Source organism: Pararhodobacter zhoushanensis, from assembly GCF_003990445.1.
GTDB classification, from domain to species: domain Bacteria; phylum Pseudomonadota; class Alphaproteobacteria; order Rhodobacterales; family Rhodobacteraceae; genus Pararhodobacter; species Pararhodobacter zhoushanensis.
Window position 1 is genome coordinate 16,447 of sequence record NZ_REEZ01000009.1, and the last position, 20,371, is coordinate 36,817.

Here is a 20,371-nt window from a genome sequence, read left to right on the forward strand (position 1 = left end):
CTGCCAGCGCTACTCTTTAGCCCATGCGTACCTTGCCCCTGATCCTTCTCCTCTCCGCCTGCTCTCTGGCCCGTCCGGACAGCGCAGCCATGCCTGATGTCATGGTCAACGAAGCCCCTGGCGATGACGTCTTGCGCCCTCAGACGCGCCCCGGTGTGGGCCTGACAGATGCCACGGTGGTCGAGGCTCCGGCCCCCGCCGCCGACGGTTTTCTGGGCGAAACCCTCGCCGGGCTCGGCGTTGCCGGTGGTCAGGGCATGTGGGTGCAGACCGGACTGGTCGAGAGTGCGCGGACGGGTCGCGTCGTTGCCGCATCCGGCGCAACGGCGGAGGTCGAGCTGCGCCCCAGCGGGGCCGCAGCCTCGTCGGGCAGCCAGATCTCGCTTCAGGCCATGCAACGTCTGGGTTTGCCGCTCGGCGCTTTGGCCACACTGCGGGTCTACGTCAACTGAACCAACCGGTCCGGCGCGTAGGGGTCCAGCAGCGGATCGCGCGCGCCGGTCAGCATTTGCGTCGCCAGCATCGCGCCAATCGCCGGAGCCAGCGTCACGCCTGAGTGGCTGAGGGCCAGCCACAACCCCGGCATTGCCAAAGCCCCGACAGCGGGGCGCCCGTCTCCCGGCGTCGGGCGTCCGGCAAGGGTGACGTGGTTGAAGATCAGCGCTGGCCCGTCCAGACGCTCGGAGGCCAGCGCCAGCATCGCCCGCGCCTTCGCTTCGGCATCGATCCCCGGATCGGCCCCGCCGTAATCCTCGCCCAGCACGATCCGGCCTTCATCGGTCTGGCGGATGTGCATGTCGGGCATCATCACCAGGCCGTTGAGCAGGCGCGCCACCGGACGCGACCACGCAAGCATCCCCAAAGGCGCGTGCATCGACAGCGCCAGCCCCAGCGGTGCCAGCAGCCCGGCGCTTGCCGCACCCGCCGCCAGAACCACCGCATCGTAAGCCCGCACGGCCCCTGCTACCCGCAGCGCCGCGCGTCCCTTGACCTCGACCAGCGCGACCTCTGACCGCACGACCTCCAGCCCCCGACGCAACGCAGCGGCAGCGGCGACCGGCTCGACCATCCCCTCGCCCGGCGCATGCACCGCCAGCGCGGGCGGTTGGCGCAAGGCAGGCTCCAATGCGCGCGCCTCATCGGCATCGACCAGACGCAACGGGTAGCCCTCGGTCCCGGCGACATAGGCGCGCAGCTCGGCCTCGGGCGCGTCCCACATCAAACCACCGCAGGCCTGAAACCCGGTGCCCGGCGCGGCTGCGGCCAATCGCGGCCACGCAGCCATCGAGACCACACGCAACCGGCGATAGGCCGGATCATTGCCCAGACTGGCGTTGATCCAGGCAAACGAGCCTTCGGTCGCGCCGGGCGCTGCCGCGTGGAACACCGTCACCCGCGCACCTCCCTGCGCCAGATGCCAGCCCACCGACGCGCCCAGAATACCACCGCCGATCACCGCGATTCGCATGACAACCCTCCGTTACCGCCCCCAAGACTTGCACGCCTCGCGCGCGGGGTCTATCAGGCCGCCAAGCCCGCAAAACCGATAAGGATTGCCCATGATCCCCCGCTATTCCCGCCCCGAGATGGTCGCCATCTGGTCGCCCGAGACCAAGTTCAAGATCTGGTACGAGATCGAGGCGCACGCCTGCGACGCGCAGGCCGCCATCGGCGTGATCCCCAAGGCCAATGCCGAGGCCGTGTGGAAAGCCAAGGACGTGGAATTCAACGTCGCGCGCATCGACGAGATCGAAGCGGTCACCAAGCATGACGTCATCGCCTTCCTGACCCATCTGGCCGAGCATATCGGCGCGGATGACGCGCGGTTCGTGCATCAGGGCATGACCTCGTCGGATGTGCTGGACACCACGCTGAACGTGCAGTTGGTGCGTGCCGCCGACATCCTGCTGGCGGGAATGGACCGTGTGCTGGCCGCGCTGAAAACCCGCGCGTTCGAGCATAAGGACACCGTCCGCATCGGCCGCAGCCACGGCATCCACGCCGAACCCACAACGATGGGCCTGACCTTCGCCCGCTTTTACGCCGAAATGGCGCGCGGAAAGGCGCGGCTGGAAGCGGCGCGGGCTGAGATTGCAACGGGCGCGATTTCCGGCGCTGTGGGGACGTTTGCCAACATCGACCCGTCGGTCGAAGAGCATGTCTGCAAGATGCTGGGCCTGACCCCCGAGCCGATCTCGACCCAGGTGATTCCGCGCGATCGTCACGCGATGTTCTTTGCCACGCTGGGTGTCATTGCCTCGTCGATCGAAAACGTCGCCATCGAAATCCGCCACATGCAGCGCACCGAGGTGCTGGAAGCGGAGGAATTCTTCAGCGCGGGCCAGAAAGGCTCGTCCGCGATGCCGCACAAGCGCAACCCTGTGCTCACCGAGAACTTGACCGGTCTGGCGCGTCTGGTGCGCATGTCGGTGGTGCCCGCGATGGAGAATGTCGCGCTGTGGCACGAGCGCGACATCTCGCACTCGTCCGTTGAGCGCGCGATTGGCCCTGATACCACGATCACGCTGGATTTCGCCCTGAACCGTCTGGCGGGCGTGATCGAAAAACTGGTGATCTATCCCGACAACATGCTGGCCAATATGAACAAGTTCAAAGGGCTGGTGATGTCGCAGCGTGTGTTGCTGGCACTGACGCAGGCCGGTGTGTCGCGCGAGGACAGCTATCGTCTGGTCCAGCGCAACGCGATGAAGGTCTGGGAACAGGGCAAGGATTTCCGCGAGGAACTGCTGGCCGATGCCGAGGTCACAGCGGCGCTGAGCCCCGAGGAGATCAACGAGAAGTTCGACCTTGGCTACCACACCAAACATGTCGACACGATCTTCAAGCGCGTGTTTGGGTGACGTGGTGGCGCGGCTTGGGGGCATCGAGCCCCCTCGCCGCGCGCAGGGGGCGCTGCCCCCTACGGCCTGTCGGCCTACCCCCGGGATATTTAGGGCATAAAGTTGAAGCGCGTTTGGCTCAGGCCCAGTCGGGTTTGCGCTTTTCGATGAAGGCGGTGATGCCTTCATCGGTGTCGCGCAGCAACATGTTCTCAACCATCACCGCGCCGGTGTGGGCATAGGCCTGATCGAGCGGTAGCGAGATCTGGTCGTAGAAGGCGCGTTTGCCGATGCGCACAGCGGCGCCAAGCTTGGCGGCGACGGTTCGGGCAAGGGTCAGGGTTGCGGCCTCGAGGTCCTCGGGCGGAGCGATGCGGTTGATCAGGCCGAGATCGCGGGCGCGCGAGGCTGTGATGAACTCGCCGGTGGTCAGCATCTCGAAAGCCTGTTTGCGTGGCAGGTTGCGGGTGAGCGCGACCATCGGGGTCGAACAGAAGAGGCCGATGTTCACGCCGTTCACGCCAAAGCGTGTATCCTCGGCCGCGACGGCCATGTCGCAGCTGGCGACGAGCTGACAGCCCGCTGCTGTGGCGATGCCATGGACCTGCGCGATGACCGGCTGCGGCAAGGTCGGGATCAGCTGCATCAGCGCGCCGCAGCGGGTGAAGAGATCGGCGAAATAGGCGGCCCCCTTGTCCGGGGCCACGCGGCCCGCCTGCATTTCCTTGAGGTCATGCCCGGCGCAGAACGCCTTGCCCGCCCCGCGGATCACCACGGCCTTGACTTCCTCACGCGCGCCAAGGCTTGAGAGCGTCCCGGTCAGCGCCGCCAGCAGCCCGTCCGAGAGCGCGTTCAGCGCCTGCGGGCGGTTCATCGTCACCACCGCCACCTGTTCCGCTACGTCACACAGCACCAGATCATCGCGCATTCTTGCCCTCCTCTTGGCTTTGCCTGACCTTAGGCCCTGCCGAACCGGGAGGAAAGCATGACACCAGTGATGGACGCCGCGTCGCTCAACAGCCTGATGGCCGAGATATTTCCGCAGGTTGCGGCCGATTTCCGCGTCGAGCGTGTCGCCTCGATGGAGGCCGATGTGCGCCTTTTGGTCGGAGACGCGCATCTGCGCCCCGGTGGCACGGTCAGCGGACCGAGCATGTTCGCGCTGGCCGATCTGGCGATGTACGCGGTGCTGCTGGCGATGATCGGGCCGGTGGCGCTGGCGGTGACGACAAATGCCTCCATCGACTTCATGCGCAAACCCGAAGCCGGGCGCGACCTGATCGGGCGCGCGCGTCTTCACAAGCTGGGCAAGACGCTGGCGGTGGGCGATGTGCTGATCACCAACGAAGGCGCTGAGGCCGTGCTGGCGCGGTCAAGCATGACCTACGCCATCCCGCCCAAGCGTTAGTCGCGGCGGCGCACTTCGACCTGCGCGCCGTTGCGGCGCATCTCATAACGGCCAGCTTTTTCCACCAGATCCGAAAGTTTGGAGCAGCCGAATGACCGGCTGTCGAAATCAGGGTGCGTGGCCTGAATGGTCTGGCCTATCAGACCCAGCTGGAACCATTCGCCTTCAGGATCAAGCGCTTGCATGGCGGCGTTGATCATCGGTACGGCAGCGGTCGCGTTGGTCGCAGCGCGCGGGGCCTCACGCGGCTCGGGCTCGCGGATCAGGTTTTCGACGAAGATGAACCGCTTGCAGGCCTTGCGGAAGGCCTCGGGCGTTTTTTGCTGGCCGATGCCGTAGACATCGAGCCCCTGCTCGCGGATACGGCTGGCAAGACGGGTGAAATCGCTGTCCGAGGAGACCAGCACAAAGCCGTCAAAGCGGCCCGAATGCAGCAGGTCCATCGCGTCGATGACCAGCGCGATGTCGGAGGAGTTCTTGCCGACGGTATTGGCCGGCTGGTGGTGCGGGACCAGTGCGAGGCCCGGCAGGCGCTCTTGCCAGCCCGACATCTGCTGGCGCGAAAAATCGCCGTAGATGCGGCGGACCGAGGCTTCGCCGAGGCTGGCGATCTCTTCAAAAATGGCTTCGGCCCATTTGGGGGACGAATTGTCGGCGTCGACGAGGACGGCGAGGATGGGAGTTCCGTTGCGGGCCATGATGGCTCCTTGTGGTACGGTTGGCAGAGGGGCCTTGCCCCTCTTGGCGCCTGCAACCCGTCACCGCCGAGTGTCGGACAGGGTGAAGGCGCGGGCGAGTGTGGGGTGAGCGCGCCGTTGGCGCAAGAGCTCAGATCGTGGCCTTTTCGGCCAGATCGCGGGCGACAGAGAACGCGCCGCGCAGTTTTTCTTTCTCGTTCGACCAGTCGCGCGGCAGCACGAGCTTGTTGTCGCGGATCTTTGCGCCGGGGCCCTGCGTGTGAAGAAACTCGACCAAGCCTTTGGGATTGGGGAATTTGTCCTGGTGGAACTGAACAGTCGCACCCTTGGGGCCGGCGTCGAGCCGGGCGATATGAGCCTTCTTGCACATCGCCTTGATACGCACAACGACCAAGAGCGTGTTGACCTCTTTGGGCAACGGGCCGAAACGGTCGATCAGTTCGGCGGCGAACCCCTCGAACTCGACCTTGCGCTCCAGCGTGGCAAGGCGGCGGTAAAGGCCAAGGCGGACGTCCAGATCGGTGACATAGGCCTCGGGGATCAGCACCGGCACGCCGAGGTTGATCTGCGGGGCCCATTGGCCATCGGTCAGGTCGGCCAGCTCGCCCGAGCGCAGCTTGGCGATGGTGTCTTCAAGCATGGATTGGTAAAGTTCGTAGCCTACCTCGTTGATATGGCCTGATTGTTCCTCTCCAAGGATATTGCCTGCGCCGCGCAGGTCCATGTCCTGACTGGCGATATTGAACCCGGCGCCGAGGCTGTCGATGGAGCCCAGCACCTTGAGCCGTCGCTGTGCCTGCGGGGTCAGCGGCATGCGCGGTTTGGTGGTCAGGTAGCAATAGGCGCGGGTTTTCGAGCGCCCCACACGGCCACGGATCTGGTAGAGCTGCGACAGGCCGAACATATCGGCGCGGTGCACGATCATCGTGTTGGCGCGGGGAATATCAAGACCGGATTCGACAATCGTCGTGGCCAGCAACACGTCATGCTTGCCGTCGTAGAAGGCGTTCATGCGCTCATCCAGCTCGCCTGCCGCCATCTGGCCATGGGCGACCAGCACGGAAACCTCGGGCACCTGATCGCGCAAAAACGCTTCGATATCAGGCAGATCCGCGACGCGCGGGACGACGAAGAACGACTGCCCGCCCCGGAACCGTTCCCGCAAAAGGGCCTCGCGGATGGTCACGGTGTCGAATTCCGACACATAGGTGCGGATCGCCAGACGGTCGATCGGCGGGGTCGATATCAGCGACAGATCGCGCACCCCGGTCAGCGACAATTGCAGCGTGCGCGGGATCGGCGTGGCGGTCAGCGTCAGGACATGGACATCCGAGCGCATCTCTTTCAGACGCTCTTTATGCCCCACACCGAAGTGTTGCTCTTCGTCGATGACCATCAGGCCCAGATTGCGGAACTTGATCGTTTTGGCCAGCAGCGCATGGGTGCCAACGACGATATCGACAGTGCCATCGGTGATCCCGGCGCGGGTGGCAGTGGCTTCCTTGGCTGGAACAAAGCGCGACAACTGTTTGACGATCAAGGGGAAACCCCGGAAGCGCTCGGCAAAGCTGTGGTAGTGCTGGCGGGCCAGCAGCGTGGTCGGGCAGACCACGGCGACCTGCAAGCCGGACATCGCGGCGATGAAGGCGGCGCGCATCGCCACTTCGGTCTTGCCGAAACCGACGTCGCCGACGACCAGCCGGTCCATCGGGCGGCCCCGGTCGAAATCGTCGATGATGTCCTCGATCGCGCGTAGCTGATCGTCAGTCTCGGCATAGGGGAAGCGCGCGGCGAAGGCCTCCCACAGGCCCTCAGGCGGGTTCAGCACCGGGGCTTTGCGCAGCTCGCGCTCGGCGGCGATGCGGATCAGCTTGTCGGCCATCTCGCGGATGCGGGCCTTGAGCTTGGACTTCTTGGCCTGCCACGCGCCGCCGCCCAGCTTGTCGAGCAAGCCTTCCTCATGCCCGTAACGGCTGAGAAGTTCGATGTTTTCCACCGGCAGAAACAGCCGATCACCGCCCGCATACTCCAGCGCCAGACATTCGTGTGGCGCGCCCATCGCGGTGATGGTTTCCAGCCCCGTGTAGCGCCCGACGCCGTGATCGACATGGACGACCAGGTCGCCGGGTGAGAGGCTTTGCGCTTCAGACAGGAAGTTTTCGGCCTTGCGCTTGCGCTGGGTGCGCACGAGCCGCTCGCCCAGCACATCCTGTTCCGAGATCACCGTCAGATCGGGGGTGACAAACCCTGCCTCAAGCGGCCAGACCACCAGCGCGACATGCCCCTTGCCCTTAAGCGCGCGGGCGTCGGCGGCGGGTTTGGCGTCGATCAGGCCGTGCTCGGCCAGCAACCCCTCTAGCCGCTCGCGCGCGCCTTCAGACCATGAGGCGATGACGACGCTGCGCTGCTCACGTTCCTTCTGAACATGATCGCGCAGGGATTTGAAAATATTGACGCTTTCCTGCTGACGCTCCAGCGAGAAACTGCGCCCGGCGCGGCCCTGGGCGTCCAGAACGCCCGGTCCGGGCGGCTGCGGCAAGGGAGAGAGTTGCACCACCCGCAAGGGGGCCAGAGCCCCGTCCCACGCCGCGTCGTCCAGATACAGCAGCTGGGGTGCCGCGGGTTTATAGACCGTATCGACCCGCGCCTTGACCGCCAGCGCCTCGCGCCGGTTGTCGTATTGATCGGCGATGGTTTCCCAGCGCGCGGCACGGGCGGCGTCGGTCTGGTCGTCCAGCATCACCGACGCGCCGGGCAGATAGTCGAAGACGGTTTCCAGATCGGGCTGGAAGAAGCCCAGCCAGTGCTCCATCCCCTGATGCTTGCGCCCCGCGCTGACCGCCTCGTAAAGCGGATCATCGGTGCCCGCCGCGCCGAATTCGATGCGATAGCTCTGGCGGAACCGGGTGATTGCGGCGTCGTCAAGGATCACTTCTGACGCGGGTGCCAGTTCCAGCCGGGTCAGCTTGCCGGTGGTGCGCTGGGTGGCGGGATCGAAACGGCGCAACCCGTCGAGCACATCGCCGAACAGATCGAGTCGCACCGGCTCGGTATCGCCGGGCGGGAAAATGTCGATGATGCCGCCGCGAATGGCGAAATCGCCGGGCTCGGTCACCGTCGGGCTGGGCGAATAGCCCATGCGGGTCAGGTAGGTGCGCAGCCCCTCCTCATTCACCTGCCGCCCGACATCGGCGACAAAGCTCGACCCGGCGATGGTGCTGCGCGCGGGCAGTTTTTGCATCGCCGCACTCAGCGTGGTGAGCAGCACGAATGGTCCCGGCACACCCTGCGCCAGCGCGGCCAGCGTTGCCATGCGGCGCGCCAGAATGTCAGGGTTGGGCGAGACACGGTCGTAGGGCAGGCAATCCCACGCAGGCAGCGTCAGCACCGCCAGATCGGGCGCAAAGAACGCCAGCGCGGTGCGCATCGCCTCAAGCCGCTTGTCATCGCGCGCGACATGGATGACCGGTGCGCCGCGCTTGGCGATCTCGCGGCGCAGCAGTTCGGCGTCAAAGCCCTCGGGCGCGCCACCCAGCAGAATGCGTTCAGCCGCCATGCGCTCAGCCACCCAGAACCCGGACCGACAGGTTTTGCCACATGCCCCACATCGTGGTCACCAGAATGGTCAGCAGGCCAATGGATTGCACCCCGACGCGGTACCAGGTGATTTTCTTGACCAGTGGCAGATCGCTCAGGGTGCCGGTTTCCAGCTTGGCAGCCAGCCGCAAGCCCATCCAAGCAGCCAGCGTCAACGGACCCAGCAACAGAACCAGCGCCTGCGCCAGTTGGAAACCATAATAGAACCCAAGCGAGGCCAGAAATGTGATGATCGAGATCCAGAAGGCCAGCAGCCATGGCCCCGAGCTGCGCAGGATCGCCATCCGCCGCCGCGCCTGAATCATCGCCAGCGTGTTCAGATCTTCCATGTCCTGACCGCCCTTGCGCTTGGCGCGCACGACCAGATCAAAGGGCACGCCCATGACAAAATGGGTCGCGTTCGACCACGCAACGGCAAGGATGATCCAGAACCAGAGGTTGGAAAAAGACCCCAGATCGATCGTAGAAATTAGCGAGTCCGACAGATTCACCCGCGCGCCCCCTGTTTGACGTCCCTGACTACTGGGGTTTCGCGCCGGGGCCAAGCGTCGAAAAGCCACATGCTCTTGAGCTTGCCCGTCGTGCATGGCACGTAAGCCTCCAGATCTGGGAGATTGCCGATGCCCGTCCACACCCCCGCCGCCTTTCCTGCCGCCCGTTTGCGCCGTCTGCGCCGCAGCTCTGCGCTGCGCGATCTGGTGGCGGAGAACGCTGTCACCGCCGCCGATCTGATCTGGCCGGTGTTTATCCGTGAGGGTCATGGCGTTGAGGAACCGATCCCGTCGATGCCCGGTGTCAGCCGCCTGTCGCTGGACGTGATGCTGCGCAAGGCGGCTGAGGCGCATGCGGCGGGCGTGGGCGCGATCTGCCTGTTTCCCTATACCGACCAATCCCTGCGTACTGAGGATTGCGCAGAGGCTTGGAACCCCGAGAACCTGACCAACCGCGCGATCCGCCTGCTCAAGGCCGAACTGCCGGGCATGGCCGTGATGACCGACATCGCGCTCGACCCCTATAACGCCAATGGTCACGACGGGTTTGTCGTGGGCGAAGAGATTGTCAACGATGAGACGGTCGCGGCGCTGGTCAAGATGGCGCTGGCGCAGTGTGAGGCCGGGGCGGATATTCTGGGCCCGTCGGACATGATGGATGGGCGCATTGGCGCGATCCGTGAGGCGGTGGAAAACGCCGGATATCAGAAGGTTGCAATTCTGTCTTATGCGGCAAAGTTCGCCAGCGGCTTCTATGGCCCGTTCCGCGATGCGGTCGGAGCCTCGGGCCGTCTGGTCGGGGACAAGAAGACCTATCAGGTGAACCCCGCCAACCGGCTTGAGGCCCTGCGCTGCGTGGCGCGCGATCTCGATGAGGGGGCGGATATGGTCATGGTCAAGCCGGGCATGCCTTATCTCGACATCTGCCGCGCGGTGAAGGACGAGTTCGGCGTGCCGACCTTTGCCTATCAGGTCAGCGGTGAATACGCGATGCTGGCCGGCGCGATCGAACGGGGCTGGCTGGGTGAGGCGGTGATGCTGGAAAGTCTGCTGGCCTTCAAACGGGCGGGCTGCGACGGGGTTCTGACCTATTTCGCGCCCGCCGCCGCCAAGGCTTTGCGGGGCTGATGACCTTAAGGGCAAGCTTTCGCGCAACGCATAGCTGGGTGCGTGACAACGACGCCCCCCTGTCCTATACTCAACAAACACAGGCTTTTTCGGTGACCGGAGCACAAGACTCTGGACCGCGCATATGAGGATGAGCATGACCCAGATTTCGCGCCTTACGCGCCCCGTTTCGCACAGCATTTCGCGGCGGGGCCTTTTGGTCGGTGGCGCCGCCACCTCGCTCTTGGCAGCCTGCGGCAACCCGGTTGGCAATTTCAACGCCGAACGGCTGGATTCGCGCGTTGATGCGACGCGGGACTTCCTGCGTCAGAACCATCCCGAACTGAACGAACTGTTCGCGAACGCGCAGGGTATGCTTTACATGCCGCTGGTGACCGAGGCCGGGTTCTTCCTGGGCGGATCCTTCGGTCAGGGTGCGCTGCGTATTAACGACGCGACTGTCGATTACTATTCGGCCACCCGTGTCAGCGCCGGTCTGCAGATCGGGGCGCAGCAGTATGCGCATGTGCTGTTCTTCATGACGCCGCAAGCCCTCAGCGATTTCCGCGCCGGTGAAGGCTGGGCCGCGTCGGCCGATCTGCGCTATGCCACGCCCGAACAGGGCGGCTCGGCCGGGGTGCAGACGACGACGATGTTCTCGCCGGTGATCGCCGTCGTGTTCGGTCAGGCCGGGCTGATCGCCGGGGCCTCGCTGGCGGGCGTGCGCTATCAGCGCATCATTCCCTGAGCCGCACAAACCCGGAAAGTTTCCGATGGGCGCACCGAAAGGTGCGCCCTTTTCCTATCCGCGACAGGGGCGCGGCAAGGTCCCGCAGATTAAATCGTTTCCATGGAAAATGCCCATGGACGACCCCTGCCCGCCTGCTAGCCTGCCCGCAAGGTAACGCGAGGGAGGAACCGCATGATTATCGTAAGTGGCGAAGGGCTGGGGCTGGACGAGATTGTCGCCGTCTCAAAGGGGGCCAAGATTGCCCTGACGACAGACGCCGCCGTTCTGGGCCGGATCGAGGCGTCACAGGGCCGGATCGAAGCCGCTGTCAACAATGGCGAACAAGTCTATGGCGTGACCACGCTCTATGGCGGCATGGCGGATCAGTATGTGCCGGTCGAGCGGATGGTCGAGTTGCAGCATATCGCGCTGTGGCACCACAAGACCGCCACCGGCCCGCGCCTGCCCGCCGAGGATGTGCGCGCCGCGATGCTGTTGCGCATCAACAGCCTGATGAAGGGCTATTCCGGCGTCCGTCTGGAACTGATCGAGCGCTATGTCACCTTCCTGAACGCCGGGGTGACGCCGCACGCGTTCCAGCGCGGTTCCATCGGGGCCTCGGGCGATCTGGTGCCGCTCAGCTATATCGGGGCCTCGGTCATCGGGTTGGACCCGGCGTTTCTGGTCGACTGGGGCGATGAGGTGCTCGATTGCGTTACCGCGCTCAAGCGGCTGGGGCTGGCGCCGCTGACCCTGCGGCCCAAGGAAGGGCTGGCGATGAACAACGGCACCACGGCCTCGACCGGGGTGGCGGCCAATGCGATGGGTCGGGCGACGATGGTGCTCGCGCTGGGGCTGAACGTGCAGGCGCTGCTGGCCGAGGCGCTGCTCGCCACCAACCAGTCCTTCCACGCCACCATTCAGGCGATCAAGCCGCACGCGGGTCAGGTGTTCATCGGCAAACTGTTCCGCGACCTGCTCGACGGCTCGTCGCTGATCCGGTCCGAGGCCGCAGGCGAGCGCGGTCACCGCAGCGGCAAGCTCATTCAGGACCGCTATTCCCTGCGCTGCCTGCCGCAATACACCGGCCCCATCGTCGACATGATGGCCGTCGCCGCCCAGCAGATCACGGTCGAGGCCAACAGCGCCAACGACAACCCGCTGGTCGATCCCGACACGGGCGAGGTGTACCACACCGGCAACTTCCTCGCGCAATACACCGGCGTCGCCATGGACACGCTGCGCGCGCAACTGGCCATGTTGCTCAAGCATCTGGACGTCCAGATCGCCATGCTGGTCACGCCCGAGTTCAACAACGGTCTGCCTGCGTCCCTGGTCGGCAATACCGCCCACGGGCTGAACATGGGCCTGAAATCGCTGCAACTGACCTGCAACTCGGTCGCACCGCTGGTGCAGTTCTATGGCCGCTCGATGGTGGATCTGTACCCAAGCCACGCCGAGCAGTTCAACCAGAACATCAACTCTCAGGCGATGAACGCGGCCAATCTGGCGCGGGATTCGGTGGATGCCTGCGAGCATTTCCTCGCCGCTGCGCTGGTCTTTGCCGTGCAAGCGGTCGAGCTGCGCGCCAATACGGTGCGGCCGGGCTATGACGCGTCGGACATGCTGTCCACGCGCAACCGCGCGGTTTATGCCGCCGCGCGCACGGCCGCTCTGGGCGCACCGGATGCCGACAAGCCCTTGCTGTGGAACGACACCGAGGGCTTCATTCAGGACAAGGTCGAGGGCATCCTGACCGACTTGCGCAGCGGAAGCCTGATCCGCGACGCCCTGACCCCGACGCTGGATGAGGTCAGCGCCTTCCTGAACGGCTGAGACGATTAACCTTGCTTCCGGTGTACCCAGGGCCCAAGCTTTCGCATGGGTTGTGGGACCCGGGGGGAAGTACCATGAAATCACTGATCACCGCTTTGGCGGTCGTTGTTGCTTTGGGCGGCAGCGCGGCGGGTGCCGAAACGCCGCCAACGGCAAATCTGTGGGGCTATCTGGTTGCGCACGGTTCAGGCAGCGTCGCGCAACCGGCATCATGCTGCCGGGTGTGCCGCACGGGCTATGCCTGCGGAAACTCCTGCATCAGCCGTTCATATCGCTGCCATCAGCCGCGCGGTTGCGCCTGCGACGGCTGAGTTACTCTGCCGCCACACCGATCAACCGGCGCAATCCGACCAATGCGCCTGCCGCAATGGCGGCCAGCGTCACCGGGGCGGACCATGCCAGCGTGGCAAAGGCGCTGACGCCCTGCCCGACCGAGCAGCCCAGAGCGATCACCCCGCCAATGCCCATCAGTGCCGCGCCGCCGACCTGACGGCCCAGCTCGCGCGGGTCTTCGCAGGCTTCCCAGCGGAACATCCCGCGCCAGAGCGATCCGGCCAGCGCACCGGCCATGACACCCAGCACTGATCCCACAGAAAAGTTGATACCCCCAGCGGTCGAGGTCATCAGGAACACGATGGTTCGGCCTACGGGCGCGGTAAAGGACAGCCCCTCAACCCCGATCTCGCCGAAGCTTTCGTGGTTAACCCAACTGGTGCCCCAAAGCGCAAACACCACCGCCAGCCCCGCCACGACGCCCCACGCGATCTCACCCGGCGCGCGGCGCAGGGGACCATAGGCCAGCGCCCAGATCAGAAACCCAGCCGCGATGATCAGCGCGGTTGCCAGTGGCGGCAGGCCGATCAACGCCTCAAGCGTGGCGGTGATGCCCTGCGGCTCGCGGGCCGGTTCCTGCGCGAACAGCGCCACGCGCAGCGGTGCCAGAGGGCCGGACAGGGTGATGAAGCCGAACACGCCCATCACCACCACCACGACCAGCGAACGCAGATCGCCGCCGCCAAACCGCACCAGAGCGCCAAAACCGCAGTTCCCAGCCAATGCCATGCCATAGCCAAAGATCAGCCCGCCCGCGACCGAGGCCAGCGGGTTCCAGACGATCTGATGGTAAAACGTCTCGCTCAGCGTGATCTGTCCCAGCGCGACGCCGACAAACGTGCCAACAATCGCCACCGCCAGCACAATCCCCCACAGGCGCAACCGCCGCTGGTCGCCGCCATAGGCGGCGGATTCCAGGGCGCCGAGCGTGCAGAAATTGCCCAACCGGGCCGACAGCCCCAGCACCACGCCCGCGATCAGGCCGACCAGCGCGGCCATCACACCATAGGAAATGCCATCCATCTTTGCCTCTGGTTTGCTGAAAATTCAGGCGGTGGGTAAACTCGGCCCAGACTCCGGTTTTGCCCTGCAAATTGCAAGCGCGGATTGGCTGGCGGTCAAAGCGTCGCGGCGGTGGGGTCTTTGCTTTTCCGGCACGACCGCTTAAATATGGTGAAGGCCACGGCGTGTTCTCCCACCGCTCGGGCCTGCCACACAGACCCGCCGCTCGGCGGGCTACAGACCATGGGAGCCATCATGACCATCACCAGACGAGCCTTCACCCTTGGCGCAACCGCTTTGACCGCGGGCGGCCTGCTGACACGCCGCGCCCGCGCGCAGGCCACGACCGAATTCGGCGCAATGCGGGTCGAGATGTTGTCCGACGGCAATCTGTCCCTGCCGCGCGATTTCACGCTGGGCACGATGCCGCAGCCCGAAGCCGACACGATCCTTGCCCGCTACGGCCTTGGCGACGGGCCGCTGACCCCGCCCTGCAATGTGACGCTGCTGCGTCATGAAGACCGGGTTATCCTGTTCGACATCGGCGCCGGCCCTGATTTCCAGCCGAGCGCGGGGATGTTGCCCGATACGCTCGACGCCGCCGGGATTTCGCCGGACGAGATCACCCATCTGGTCATCACCCACGGCCACCCCGATCATATCTGGGGTCTGCTGGATGATTTTGATGAGCCCTACCTGCCCAACGCGCAGATCCTGATGGGCCGCGCTGAATTTGACTACTGGATGGATGACAACACCGTCTCGACCATCGATTCGGGGCGTCAGACTTTTGCCGTGGGCGCGCAGCGGCGACTCGCGACGGTGGCAGATCTGGTGACCTTCTTCGAGGACGGACAAGAGATCCTGCCGGGCATCGCCGCCCGCGCCACCTATGGTCACACGCCGGGCCACATGGCGTTCGAGCTGCGCGACGGGTCGGACAGCCTGATGGTCGTCGGCGATTCGCTGGGCAATCATCATGTGGCGTTCGAGCGGCCCGAGTGGGACTCGGGCTCGGATCAGGATGCGCCGACGGCGGCGGCGACGCGGGTGCGGCTGCTGGATCAGCTGGCGCAATCGCAGATGCTGATCGCCGGTTTCCATCTGCCCGGCGGTCTGGGCCGGGTCGAGCGCGCCGACAGCGGTTATCGTTTCGTGCCCGCGTAAGGCTACGCCGATAGCGCCGGGGCGCTGCGCTGATCGACCAGCAGGTCGGTCAGCATCGCCCCGATCCACATGCACAGCAGCGCCAGCCACGCCGTCGCAGCAAAGATCGAGCCGCCGGTGACGCCCGCGCCAATGGCGCAGCCCCCGGCCAGCATACCGCCGAAGCCCATCAGCACCGCCCCCGCCATCGAGCGGCGCATGCTGCGTTCGCCCTCGAACCCCTGAAAGTGGAACTCTCCGGCAAAGAGCGACGCCAGAAACGCGCCAAGGAACACGCCGGGCACCAGTCCGATATCGAAATTGAGCACCGGGCTTGATTCCAGAAAGAACATCAACGTGTTGGCGGACGGCCCGGTAAACGTAGCAGAGGTCACATTGACCGGCTCCCACGCCGTTTGCGCCAGTGTCCAGGTGCTCACCCATCCCACCGCCACGGCAAACCCGACGCCCGAGGCAAAGACCAGCACCCGCGCGCCAATCCGCGCGCGCAGCGCCACGATCAGCGCCACCGCCGCCAGTCCCAGCCCGAGCAGCAGCCCGGTGACATCCGGCAATCCCAGCATCGTCAGCAGGTTCAGGTTGCGCCCGTTCGGCGTGACCCAAAGCGCCGCCAGCCCGTTGCGCAAGGGGGCCAGCCAGCCGTGCAGGCTCATCTGCGCGACCACGGCAAAGATCAACCCGGACACCACGCTGCGCAGGTTGCCCGTCGCAGCGAGCACCAGCAGACGGCCCGAGCAGCCGCGCGCCATCACCATACCCACCCCGAACATCAGCCCGCCGAGGATCGCGCCGGACCATGAGCCCGCGACCGACATCATCCGCGCGTCCTGCGCGTCGAACAGTCCCAAAAACTGCGCCAATTGCACCCAGACAACGGCAGTCGAGAAGGTCAGCAGCCACACCGCCACCCTGCCGCCGATGATCCCGCGCGCGAACTCGACCGTCGCGGCACGCAGGCAAAAGGACGAGCGTTGCGCGGCGACGCCAAAGATCGTGCCGGTCAGCAGACCGAGCAGCGCCCCGGCGACGGGCTCGCCCACGGCTTCCACAAACACGGTGAACAGATCCAGCAGCCAGTCCATCGACAGCCCTCCTCAGCCTATTGCACAGGGCAATATGCGGGAAACCGAATATGGACCTTGATTCAGATCACGCTTTTGCCTTAGCGGCGAAACAGCCGGTGGATCATCTCGACCATCTCGCGCACACGGTTATCGGCCAGCGAATAGATGATCTGGTTGCCGTCACGCCGCGTGGTGACCAGCTTTTCATGCCGCAGCCGGGCAAGCTGCTGGCTGACGGCGGCCTGGCGCGACATGATCAGTTGCTCCAGTTCGGTGACCGTGTGGTCGCGCTCGCACAGATGATAGAGCATCATCAGGCGGCCATCATGGCCCAGAGCCTTGAGAAAATCGGCGGCAGCGCGGGCCTCGATGGCAAGTGCTTCGGGCGGGATCGACGACGCGTCGCAACTGCGGTCGCGCATCACCGGCGCGCGCGTCACTGCCTGCCGCTCCGGGTTCGGATCGACTGACCGGTCGGCGTTTTGCCCGTCTGGCGCCATGCGCACTCCACCCTGCTTCGCACTCCGACGAAACAGCCCCTGCTTCTATCGCAGAACCCTACCACGCGGCGCCGAGCGAATCGAGCACCCATGCGGGTTTTGCATCAAGGGTGTGACACCACGTCCCGCGCGCTTAACCGGTGGTGTCAGCCAGCGCGTTGTCGATCATCTGATCGAGATAGGGCCAGAAGAAATCCTGCCCGGGAAAGCCGATCAACCGGTCAACCTCGGTCCCCGAGGCATCAAGCAGGATAAAGGTCGGCGTCACGAAGGGGCGCGAGGTCAGCGTGACCCCCTCAGGCAGCGGGCCGCGCAGATCGGCACGGATCAGGGGGGCGATCTGTGCTTCGGGCGAGGCCTCATAGGCTGGGGCGACGTCACGGTTGAAGGCGGCGCAGATATAGCAGCCGACCTGCTCGATCATCAGCAGGCGCAGCTCCTGGGCCGAGGCCGCGCTGACCGACAGCAGCGACAGGGCAAGCGCGCCAATGCCGCCAATAACCGCCGTGCGAAATCCATGTGCCATCGTCGTTTTCCCTTGCGGCCTGTCAGGCTCGATCTGTCGTCAGCTTACGCAGGATTCAACCCCAAGGGTACGAAAACCCGATTGACGACAACTGAGATACATATGAAGATTGTAATGTTTTCGATCCCCGCAAACAAGACCCGCCTTCGGGTTGGTTTGACGGGTACGCCAGGGAGGGCGTCATCTATGCTGGATATCACGTTCGGCGGGGCCGCGTTGGCGGGCATCCTGTCGTTCCTCTCACCGTGCATCCTGCCGATGGTGCCGTTTTACCTGTGCTACATGGCCGGTTTGTCGATGGCCGAACTGCGCTCGGACCAAGGGCTTGCACCGGGTGCGCAGCGGCGGCTGGTGCTGTCGTCCATCGCGTTCTCGTTCGGGGTGACCACGATCTTCATGCTGCTGGGCCTTGGTGCCACGGCGCTGGGGCAAGCCTTTATCCAGTGGCAAGACACGCTGCGCTGGATCGCGGCCGCCGTCCTGCTTGTGTTCGGCCTGCATTTTCTGGGCGTTATCAAGATTTCGATCCTCTACCGTCAGGCGCGAATCGAAAACGCCGGCTCGCCCAAATCGGTGATCGGCAGCTATGTGATGGGTCTGGCCTTTGGCTTTGGCTGGACGCCCTGTGTCGGCCCGGCGCTGGCGGCGATTCTGATGATCGCCTCGGGCATGGGTGACCTGACGCGCGGCACAGCGCTGTTGGCGGTCTACGGGCTGGCGATGACCCTGCCCTTCGTGATTGCGGCGCTCTTTGCGCGGCCGTTCCTGAACTGGGTCGCCCGGCACCGCGACAAGCTGCAGTACGTCGAGAAAGTCATGGGCGCGATGCTGATCGTCTTTGCGGTCCTGATCGCGACCAATACACTGAACTATATTGCCCAATGGATGATCGAGACCATGCCCTGGCTGGCCACGATCGGTTGAGATCTGGAGGTTCCGATGATTGCCACCCGCCGCACGCTGCTGACCGGCCTTGCCCTGACGCTGGCCGCCCCTGCCCTGATCCGCCCTGCCCGCGCCGACGAGCCCGTGCCGCCCTTGGGCGAGGATGGCCTGCACAAACCCGACTGGATCGTCGAGACCTTCCGCGACATGCGCGATGACCTTGAGGAAGCGCGCGCCAATGGCAAGCGGCTGCTGATCATGGTCGAACAGCGTGGCTGCATTTATTGCACCCGCATGCACGAGCATGTCTTTACCGATGACGCCCTCGCGCGCACCCTGCGTGAGGATTACATGGTCGTGCAGATGAACCTGTTCGGCGATATCCCCGTCACCGATTTCGACGGCGAGGAACTGGGCGAACGTGACATGATGCGCCGCTGGGGCGTGGTGTTCACGCCGACCATGCTGTTCATGCCCGAAGAGGTGCCTGAGTCGGGCACGGCGGCGCAGAATGCGGTGATGATGATGCCGGGCGCGTTTGAGCGCGGAACGACCGGGCTTATGCTGCGCTGGGTTCTCGAGCGTGGCTATGAGGGCGACGAGCATTTCCAGCACTACGTCGCCCGGATGCTGAACGAAGGTTAACCTTGACCGGGGACGTGGCGAAAGCCATTGTTTTACGAAGGTTTGCGGCCACTGGCTGACCGCCCCGGAAAACGGGGACCGATGCGGCCGCAAGCTATATGCAAATAAATGAATTTTCTATTGCTCACCCGGCCCCGCATCGACTATCATGCCTTTGTGATGCGTTTGGGAGAGCGCAAACCCATCTGCTGAATGTCAGGGAGGACATCCATGAAGCTGAAAGCTGTGACCGGCCTTATCGCCGCCGGAATCGCGCTGGCTGGCACCGCCATCGCCGAAGTCGCCCCCGGCGACATCACCTGGGTTGACGACGTGATGATCCCGACCTCGCTGACCGGCGCGCCGGGCAACGTCGAAGAAGGCGTCTCGGTTGTGTCGAGCCGTTCGGCGGGCAATTGCGTGGCCTGCCACGGGATCTCGGCCCTGCCGGACGTCGCGTTTCAAGGCAATGTCGGTCCGTCGCTGGACGGTGTCGGCAGTCGCTGGAATGAAGCGGAACTGCGCGGCATTCTGGTGGATGCCAAGCATATGTTCCCCGACACGCGCATGCCGTCCTTCTACCGCGTCGATGGCTTTACCCGTCCGGGTGACGCCTATACCGGGCGTGCCGCCGACCCCGCCACCTTTGGTCCGCTGCTGAGTGCGGCGCAGATCGAAGACACCATCGCCTATCTCATGACGCTGACCGACTGATCCGGTCCGCCCCGTCCTCTTGATAAGGAGCTTCCCCATGCTGACAAGACGCGACACCCTCGCGATCGGTCTGGGCGCCTCGGCCGTGGCAATGCTGCCCGTTGCCGCCGCCGCGACCCCGGTTGACGACGCGATTGCCGCCTATACCGGCGGCGCTGCCATTGCCGAAGGCGGTGTGACCATCACCGCGCCCGAGATCGCTGAAAACGGCAACACCGTGCCGATCACGATCGAAGCCCCCGGCGCGGTCGAGATCATGCTGATCGCCACCGGCAACCCGACGCCCAACGTGGGCAAATTCACCTTTGGCCCCGGTTCTGGCGCGCCGATGATCGCCACCCGCATGCGTCTGGGCCGGACCCAGGACGTGCTGGCGATTGCCAAGATGGAAGACGGCAGCTTTGCGTCGACCTCGGTCGAAGTGAAAGTCACCATCGGCGGCTGTGGCGGCTGATCCCGTCAGGGTTTCGCCGTTCCATCCAGTTTCAGGAGTTTCATCATGACCGAAGTCAGACCCCGCATCCGCCTTCCCCGCAGCGCCTCGGCCGGCGACTCGATCGTCGTCAAGACGCTGATCAACCACGACATGGAATCAGGCCAGCGCCGCAACTCGGCCGGCGAGACGATTCCGCGCCAGATCATCAACCGTTTCACCTGTGAATTCAACGGTGTGATGGTTCTGGACGCCGCCCTTGAGCCCGCCATTTCGGCAAACCCGTATATGGAATTCGAGGCCGTCGTGCCCGAATCCGGCGATTTCGTTTTCACCTGGTACGACGACAATGGCGAAGTCTACACCGCCACTGAAACGTTCGAAGTCAGCTGAGCATACGGCGCAACAGAAGTCTG

At 64.8% G+C, this 20,371-nt stretch carries 21 protein-coding genes; 12 read left to right on the plus strand and 9 right to left on the minus strand.

Features of this window, described 5'->3' with window-relative positions:
* Nucleotides 1-89: 89 nt before the first annotated feature.
* Nucleotides 90-452: a D-galactarate dehydratase gene (locus EAE28_RS17275; RefSeq protein WP_127108573.1), complete on the plus strand. Its 363-nt coding sequence runs from the start codon at nt 90-92 to the stop codon at nt 450-452.
* Here the strand turns inward: EAE28_RS17275 and EAE28_RS17280 are convergent.
* Nucleotides 440-1,468 carry an NAD(P)/FAD-dependent oxidoreductase gene (locus EAE28_RS17280; protein ID WP_127108575.1) on the minus strand — a complete coding sequence of 343 codons (1,029 nt, stop codon included), beginning with the start codon at nt 1,466-1,468 and terminating at the stop codon, nt 440-442. The genes EAE28_RS17275 and EAE28_RS17280 overlap by 13 nt on opposite strands.
* Nucleotides 1,469-1,559: 91 nt before the next feature.
* Here EAE28_RS17280 and purB point away from each other — a divergent pair, with 91 nt between their 5' ends.
* Nucleotides 1,560-2,861 (plus strand): adenylosuccinate lyase, encoded by a 1,302-nt coding sequence (gene purB, locus EAE28_RS17285; protein ID WP_127108577.1) that lies wholly within the window; start codon nt 1,560-1,562, stop codon nt 2,859-2,861.
* Between the two features lie 118 nt (nt 2,862-2,979).
* Here the strand turns inward: purB and EAE28_RS17290 are convergent, their stop codons facing one another.
* A complete protein-coding gene (locus EAE28_RS17290) occupies nt 2,980-3,768 on the minus strand; it encodes an enoyl-CoA hydratase (RefSeq protein ID WP_127108587.1) in 789 nt (262 codons plus the stop codon).
* Between the two features lie 57 nt (nt 3,769-3,825).
* Here EAE28_RS17290 and EAE28_RS17295 point away from each other — a divergent pair, with 57 nt between their 5' ends.
* On the plus strand, nt 3,826-4,248 hold the full coding sequence (locus tag EAE28_RS17295; RefSeq protein ID WP_127108589.1) for a PaaI family thioesterase: 423 nt from the start codon (nt 3,826-3,828) through the stop codon (nt 4,246-4,248).
* On the opposite strand, the gene EAE28_RS17300 is transcribed toward EAE28_RS17295, so the two are convergent.
* From EAE28_RS17300 to EAE28_RS17310, 3 genes are all read right to left on the minus strand, one after another.
* Nucleotides 4,245-4,946: an NYN domain-containing protein gene (locus tag EAE28_RS17300; protein ID WP_127108591.1), complete on the minus strand. Its 702-nt coding sequence runs from the start codon at nt 4,944-4,946 to the stop codon at nt 4,245-4,247. The genes EAE28_RS17295 and EAE28_RS17300 overlap by 4 nt on opposite strands.
* A gap of 130 nt (nt 4,947-5,076) precedes the next feature.
* On the minus strand, nt 5,077-8,502 hold the full coding sequence (gene mfd, locus EAE28_RS17305) for a transcription-repair coupling factor (RefSeq protein ID WP_127108592.1): 3,426 nt from the start codon (nt 8,500-8,502) through the stop codon (nt 5,077-5,079).
* Nucleotides 8,503-8,506: 4 nt separating this feature from the next.
* On the minus strand, nt 8,507-9,034 hold the full coding sequence (locus EAE28_RS17310) for a component of SufBCD complex (protein ID WP_127108594.1): 528 nt from the start codon (nt 9,032-9,034) through the stop codon (nt 8,507-8,509).
* Nucleotides 9,035-9,163: 129 nt separating this feature from the next.
* Between EAE28_RS17310 and hemB the strand changes: the two genes are divergently transcribed.
* The 3 genes from hemB to EAE28_RS17325 all read left to right on the plus strand — a co-directional run bounded on the left by hemB (nt 9,164) and on the right by EAE28_RS17325 (nt 12,707).
* Nucleotides 9,164-10,162, plus strand: a complete 999-nt coding sequence (gene hemB / locus EAE28_RS17315; protein ID WP_127108596.1) for a porphobilinogen synthase — start codon at nt 9,164-9,166, stop codon at nt 10,160-10,162.
* A gap of 136 nt (nt 10,163-10,298) precedes the next feature.
* Nucleotides 10,299-10,889 (plus strand): lipid-binding SYLF domain-containing protein, encoded by a 591-nt coding sequence (locus EAE28_RS17320; protein WP_127108598.1) that lies wholly within the window; start codon nt 10,299-10,301, stop codon nt 10,887-10,889.
* Between the two features lie 174 nt (nt 10,890-11,063).
* Nucleotides 11,064-12,707: an HAL/PAL/TAL family ammonia-lyase gene (locus tag EAE28_RS17325; protein WP_127108600.1), complete on the plus strand. Its 1,644-nt coding sequence runs from the start codon at nt 11,064-11,066 to the stop codon at nt 12,705-12,707.
* A gap of 312 nt (nt 12,708-13,019) precedes the next feature.
* Here EAE28_RS17325 and EAE28_RS17330 read toward each other — a convergent pair whose 3' ends face one another.
* Entirely contained in the window at nt 13,020-14,063 is a 1,044-nt protein-coding gene (locus EAE28_RS17330) for a YeeE/YedE family protein (RefSeq protein WP_127108602.1), read from the minus strand.
* Between the two features lie 234 nt (nt 14,064-14,297).
* Here EAE28_RS17330 and EAE28_RS17335 point away from each other — a divergent pair, with 234 nt between their 5' ends.
* Nucleotides 14,298-15,209, plus strand: coding sequence for an MBL fold metallo-hydrolase (locus tag EAE28_RS17335; protein ID WP_127108604.1), 912 nt, complete (start codon nt 14,298-14,300; stop codon nt 15,207-15,209).
* A gap of 2 nt (nt 15,210-15,211) precedes the next feature.
* Here the strand turns inward: EAE28_RS17335 and EAE28_RS17340 are convergent, their stop codons facing one another.
* From EAE28_RS17340 to EAE28_RS17350, 3 genes are all read right to left on the minus strand, one after another.
* Nucleotides 15,212-16,291 carry a YeeE/YedE family protein gene (locus EAE28_RS17340; protein ID WP_425466778.1) on the minus strand — a complete coding sequence of 360 codons (1,080 nt, stop codon included), beginning with the start codon at nt 16,289-16,291 and terminating at the stop codon, nt 15,212-15,214.
* Nucleotides 16,292-16,371: 80 nt separating this feature from the next.
* Nucleotides 16,372-16,773 carry an ArsR/SmtB family transcription factor gene (locus EAE28_RS17345; RefSeq protein WP_342773113.1) on the minus strand — a complete coding sequence of 134 codons (402 nt, stop codon included), beginning with the start codon at nt 16,771-16,773 and terminating at the stop codon, nt 16,372-16,374.
* A gap of 133 nt (nt 16,774-16,906) precedes the next feature.
* Nucleotides 16,907-17,299: a thioredoxin domain-containing protein gene (locus EAE28_RS17350; RefSeq protein WP_127108606.1), complete on the minus strand. Its 393-nt coding sequence runs from the start codon at nt 17,297-17,299 to the stop codon at nt 16,907-16,909.
* Nucleotides 17,300-17,485: 186 nt separating this feature from the next.
* Between EAE28_RS17350 and EAE28_RS17355 the strand changes: the two genes are divergently transcribed.
* The 5 genes from EAE28_RS17355 (at nt 17,486) to soxZ (ending at nt 20,348) form a co-directional block, all read left to right on the plus strand.
* Nucleotides 17,486-18,223: a cytochrome c biogenesis CcdA family protein gene (locus EAE28_RS17355; protein WP_127108608.1), complete on the plus strand. Its 738-nt coding sequence runs from the start codon at nt 17,486-17,488 to the stop codon at nt 18,221-18,223.
* 15 nt (nt 18,224-18,238) lie between these two features.
* Complete coding sequence (locus tag EAE28_RS17360) at nt 18,239-18,829, plus strand: thioredoxin family protein (RefSeq protein WP_127108610.1); 591 nt, start codon at nt 18,239-18,241, stop codon at nt 18,827-18,829.
* 210 nt (nt 18,830-19,039) lie between these two features.
* The gene (gene soxX / locus EAE28_RS17365; protein WP_127108612.1) at nt 19,040-19,522 is read left to right on the plus strand and encodes a sulfur oxidation c-type cytochrome SoxX; all 483 of its coding nucleotides are present in this window, start codon (nt 19,040-19,042) and stop codon (nt 19,520-19,522) included.
* A gap of 37 nt (nt 19,523-19,559) precedes the next feature.
* On the plus strand, nt 19,560-19,976 hold the full coding sequence (soxY, locus tag EAE28_RS17370) for a thiosulfate oxidation carrier protein SoxY (RefSeq protein WP_127108614.1): 417 nt from the start codon (nt 19,560-19,562) through the stop codon (nt 19,974-19,976).
* Between the two features lie 42 nt (nt 19,977-20,018).
* Entirely contained in the window at nt 20,019-20,348 is a 330-nt protein-coding gene (gene soxZ, locus EAE28_RS17375) for a thiosulfate oxidation carrier complex protein SoxZ (protein ID WP_164736693.1), read from the plus strand.
* Nucleotides 20,349-20,371: the final 23 nt, after the last annotated feature.

Excerpts from the sequence above, each read along its gene's own strand:
- EAE28_RS17340 (WP_425466778.1), bottom strand. The coding sequence starts at position 16,291 with ATGGACTGGCTGCTGGATCTGTTCACCGTGTTTGTGGAAGCCGTGGGC.
- soxY (WP_127108614.1), top strand. The coding sequence starts at position 19,560 with ATGCTGACAAGACGCGACACCCTCGCGATCGGTCTGGGCGCCTCGGCC.
- mfd (WP_127108592.1), bottom strand. The coding sequence starts at position 8,502 with ATGGCGGCTGAACGCATTCTGCTGGGTGGCGCGCCCGAGGGCTTTGAC.
- EAE28_RS17280 (WP_127108575.1), bottom strand. The coding sequence starts at position 1,468 with ATGCGAATCGCGGTGATCGGCGGTGGTATTCTGGGCGCGTCGGTGGGC.
- soxX (WP_127108612.1), top strand. The coding sequence starts at position 19,040 with ATGAAGCTGAAAGCTGTGACCGGCCTTATCGCCGCCGGAATCGCGCTG.
- EAE28_RS17275 (WP_127108573.1), top strand. The coding sequence starts at position 90 with ATGCCTGATGTCATGGTCAACGAAGCCCCTGGCGATGACGTCTTGCGC.
- EAE28_RS17360 (WP_127108610.1), top strand. The coding sequence starts at position 18,239 with ATGATTGCCACCCGCCGCACGCTGCTGACCGGCCTTGCCCTGACGCTG.
- EAE28_RS17345 (WP_342773113.1), bottom strand. The coding sequence starts at position 16,773 with ATGGCGCCAGACGGGCAAAACGCCGACCGGTCAGTCGATCCGAACCCG.
- EAE28_RS17335 (WP_127108604.1), top strand. The coding sequence starts at position 14,298 with ATGACCATCACCAGACGAGCCTTCACCCTTGGCGCAACCGCTTTGACC.
- EAE28_RS17300 (WP_127108591.1), bottom strand. The coding sequence starts at position 4,946 with ATGGCCCGCAACGGAACTCCCATCCTCGCCGTCCTCGTCGACGCCGAC.
- EAE28_RS17355 (WP_127108608.1), top strand. The coding sequence starts at position 17,486 with ATGCTGGATATCACGTTCGGCGGGGCCGCGTTGGCGGGCATCCTGTCG.
- EAE28_RS17320 (WP_127108598.1), top strand. The coding sequence starts at position 10,299 with ATGACCCAGATTTCGCGCCTTACGCGCCCCGTTTCGCACAGCATTTCG.
- hemB (WP_127108596.1), top strand. The coding sequence starts at position 9,164 with ATGCCCGTCCACACCCCCGCCGCCTTTCCTGCCGCCCGTTTGCGCCGT.
- EAE28_RS17325 (WP_127108600.1), top strand. The coding sequence starts at position 11,064 with ATGATTATCGTAAGTGGCGAAGGGCTGGGGCTGGACGAGATTGTCGCC.
- EAE28_RS17295 (WP_127108589.1), top strand. The coding sequence starts at position 3,826 with ATGACACCAGTGATGGACGCCGCGTCGCTCAACAGCCTGATGGCCGAG.
- EAE28_RS17330 (WP_127108602.1), bottom strand. The coding sequence starts at position 14,063 with ATGGATGGCATTTCCTATGGTGTGATGGCCGCGCTGGTCGGCCTGATC.
- EAE28_RS17290 (WP_127108587.1), bottom strand. The coding sequence starts at position 3,768 with ATGCGCGATGATCTGGTGCTGTGTGACGTAGCGGAACAGGTGGCGGTG.
- purB (WP_127108577.1), top strand. The coding sequence starts at position 1,560 with ATGATCCCCCGCTATTCCCGCCCCGAGATGGTCGCCATCTGGTCGCCC.
- EAE28_RS17350 (WP_127108606.1), bottom strand. The coding sequence starts at position 17,299 with ATGGCACATGGATTTCGCACGGCGGTTATTGGCGGCATTGGCGCGCTT.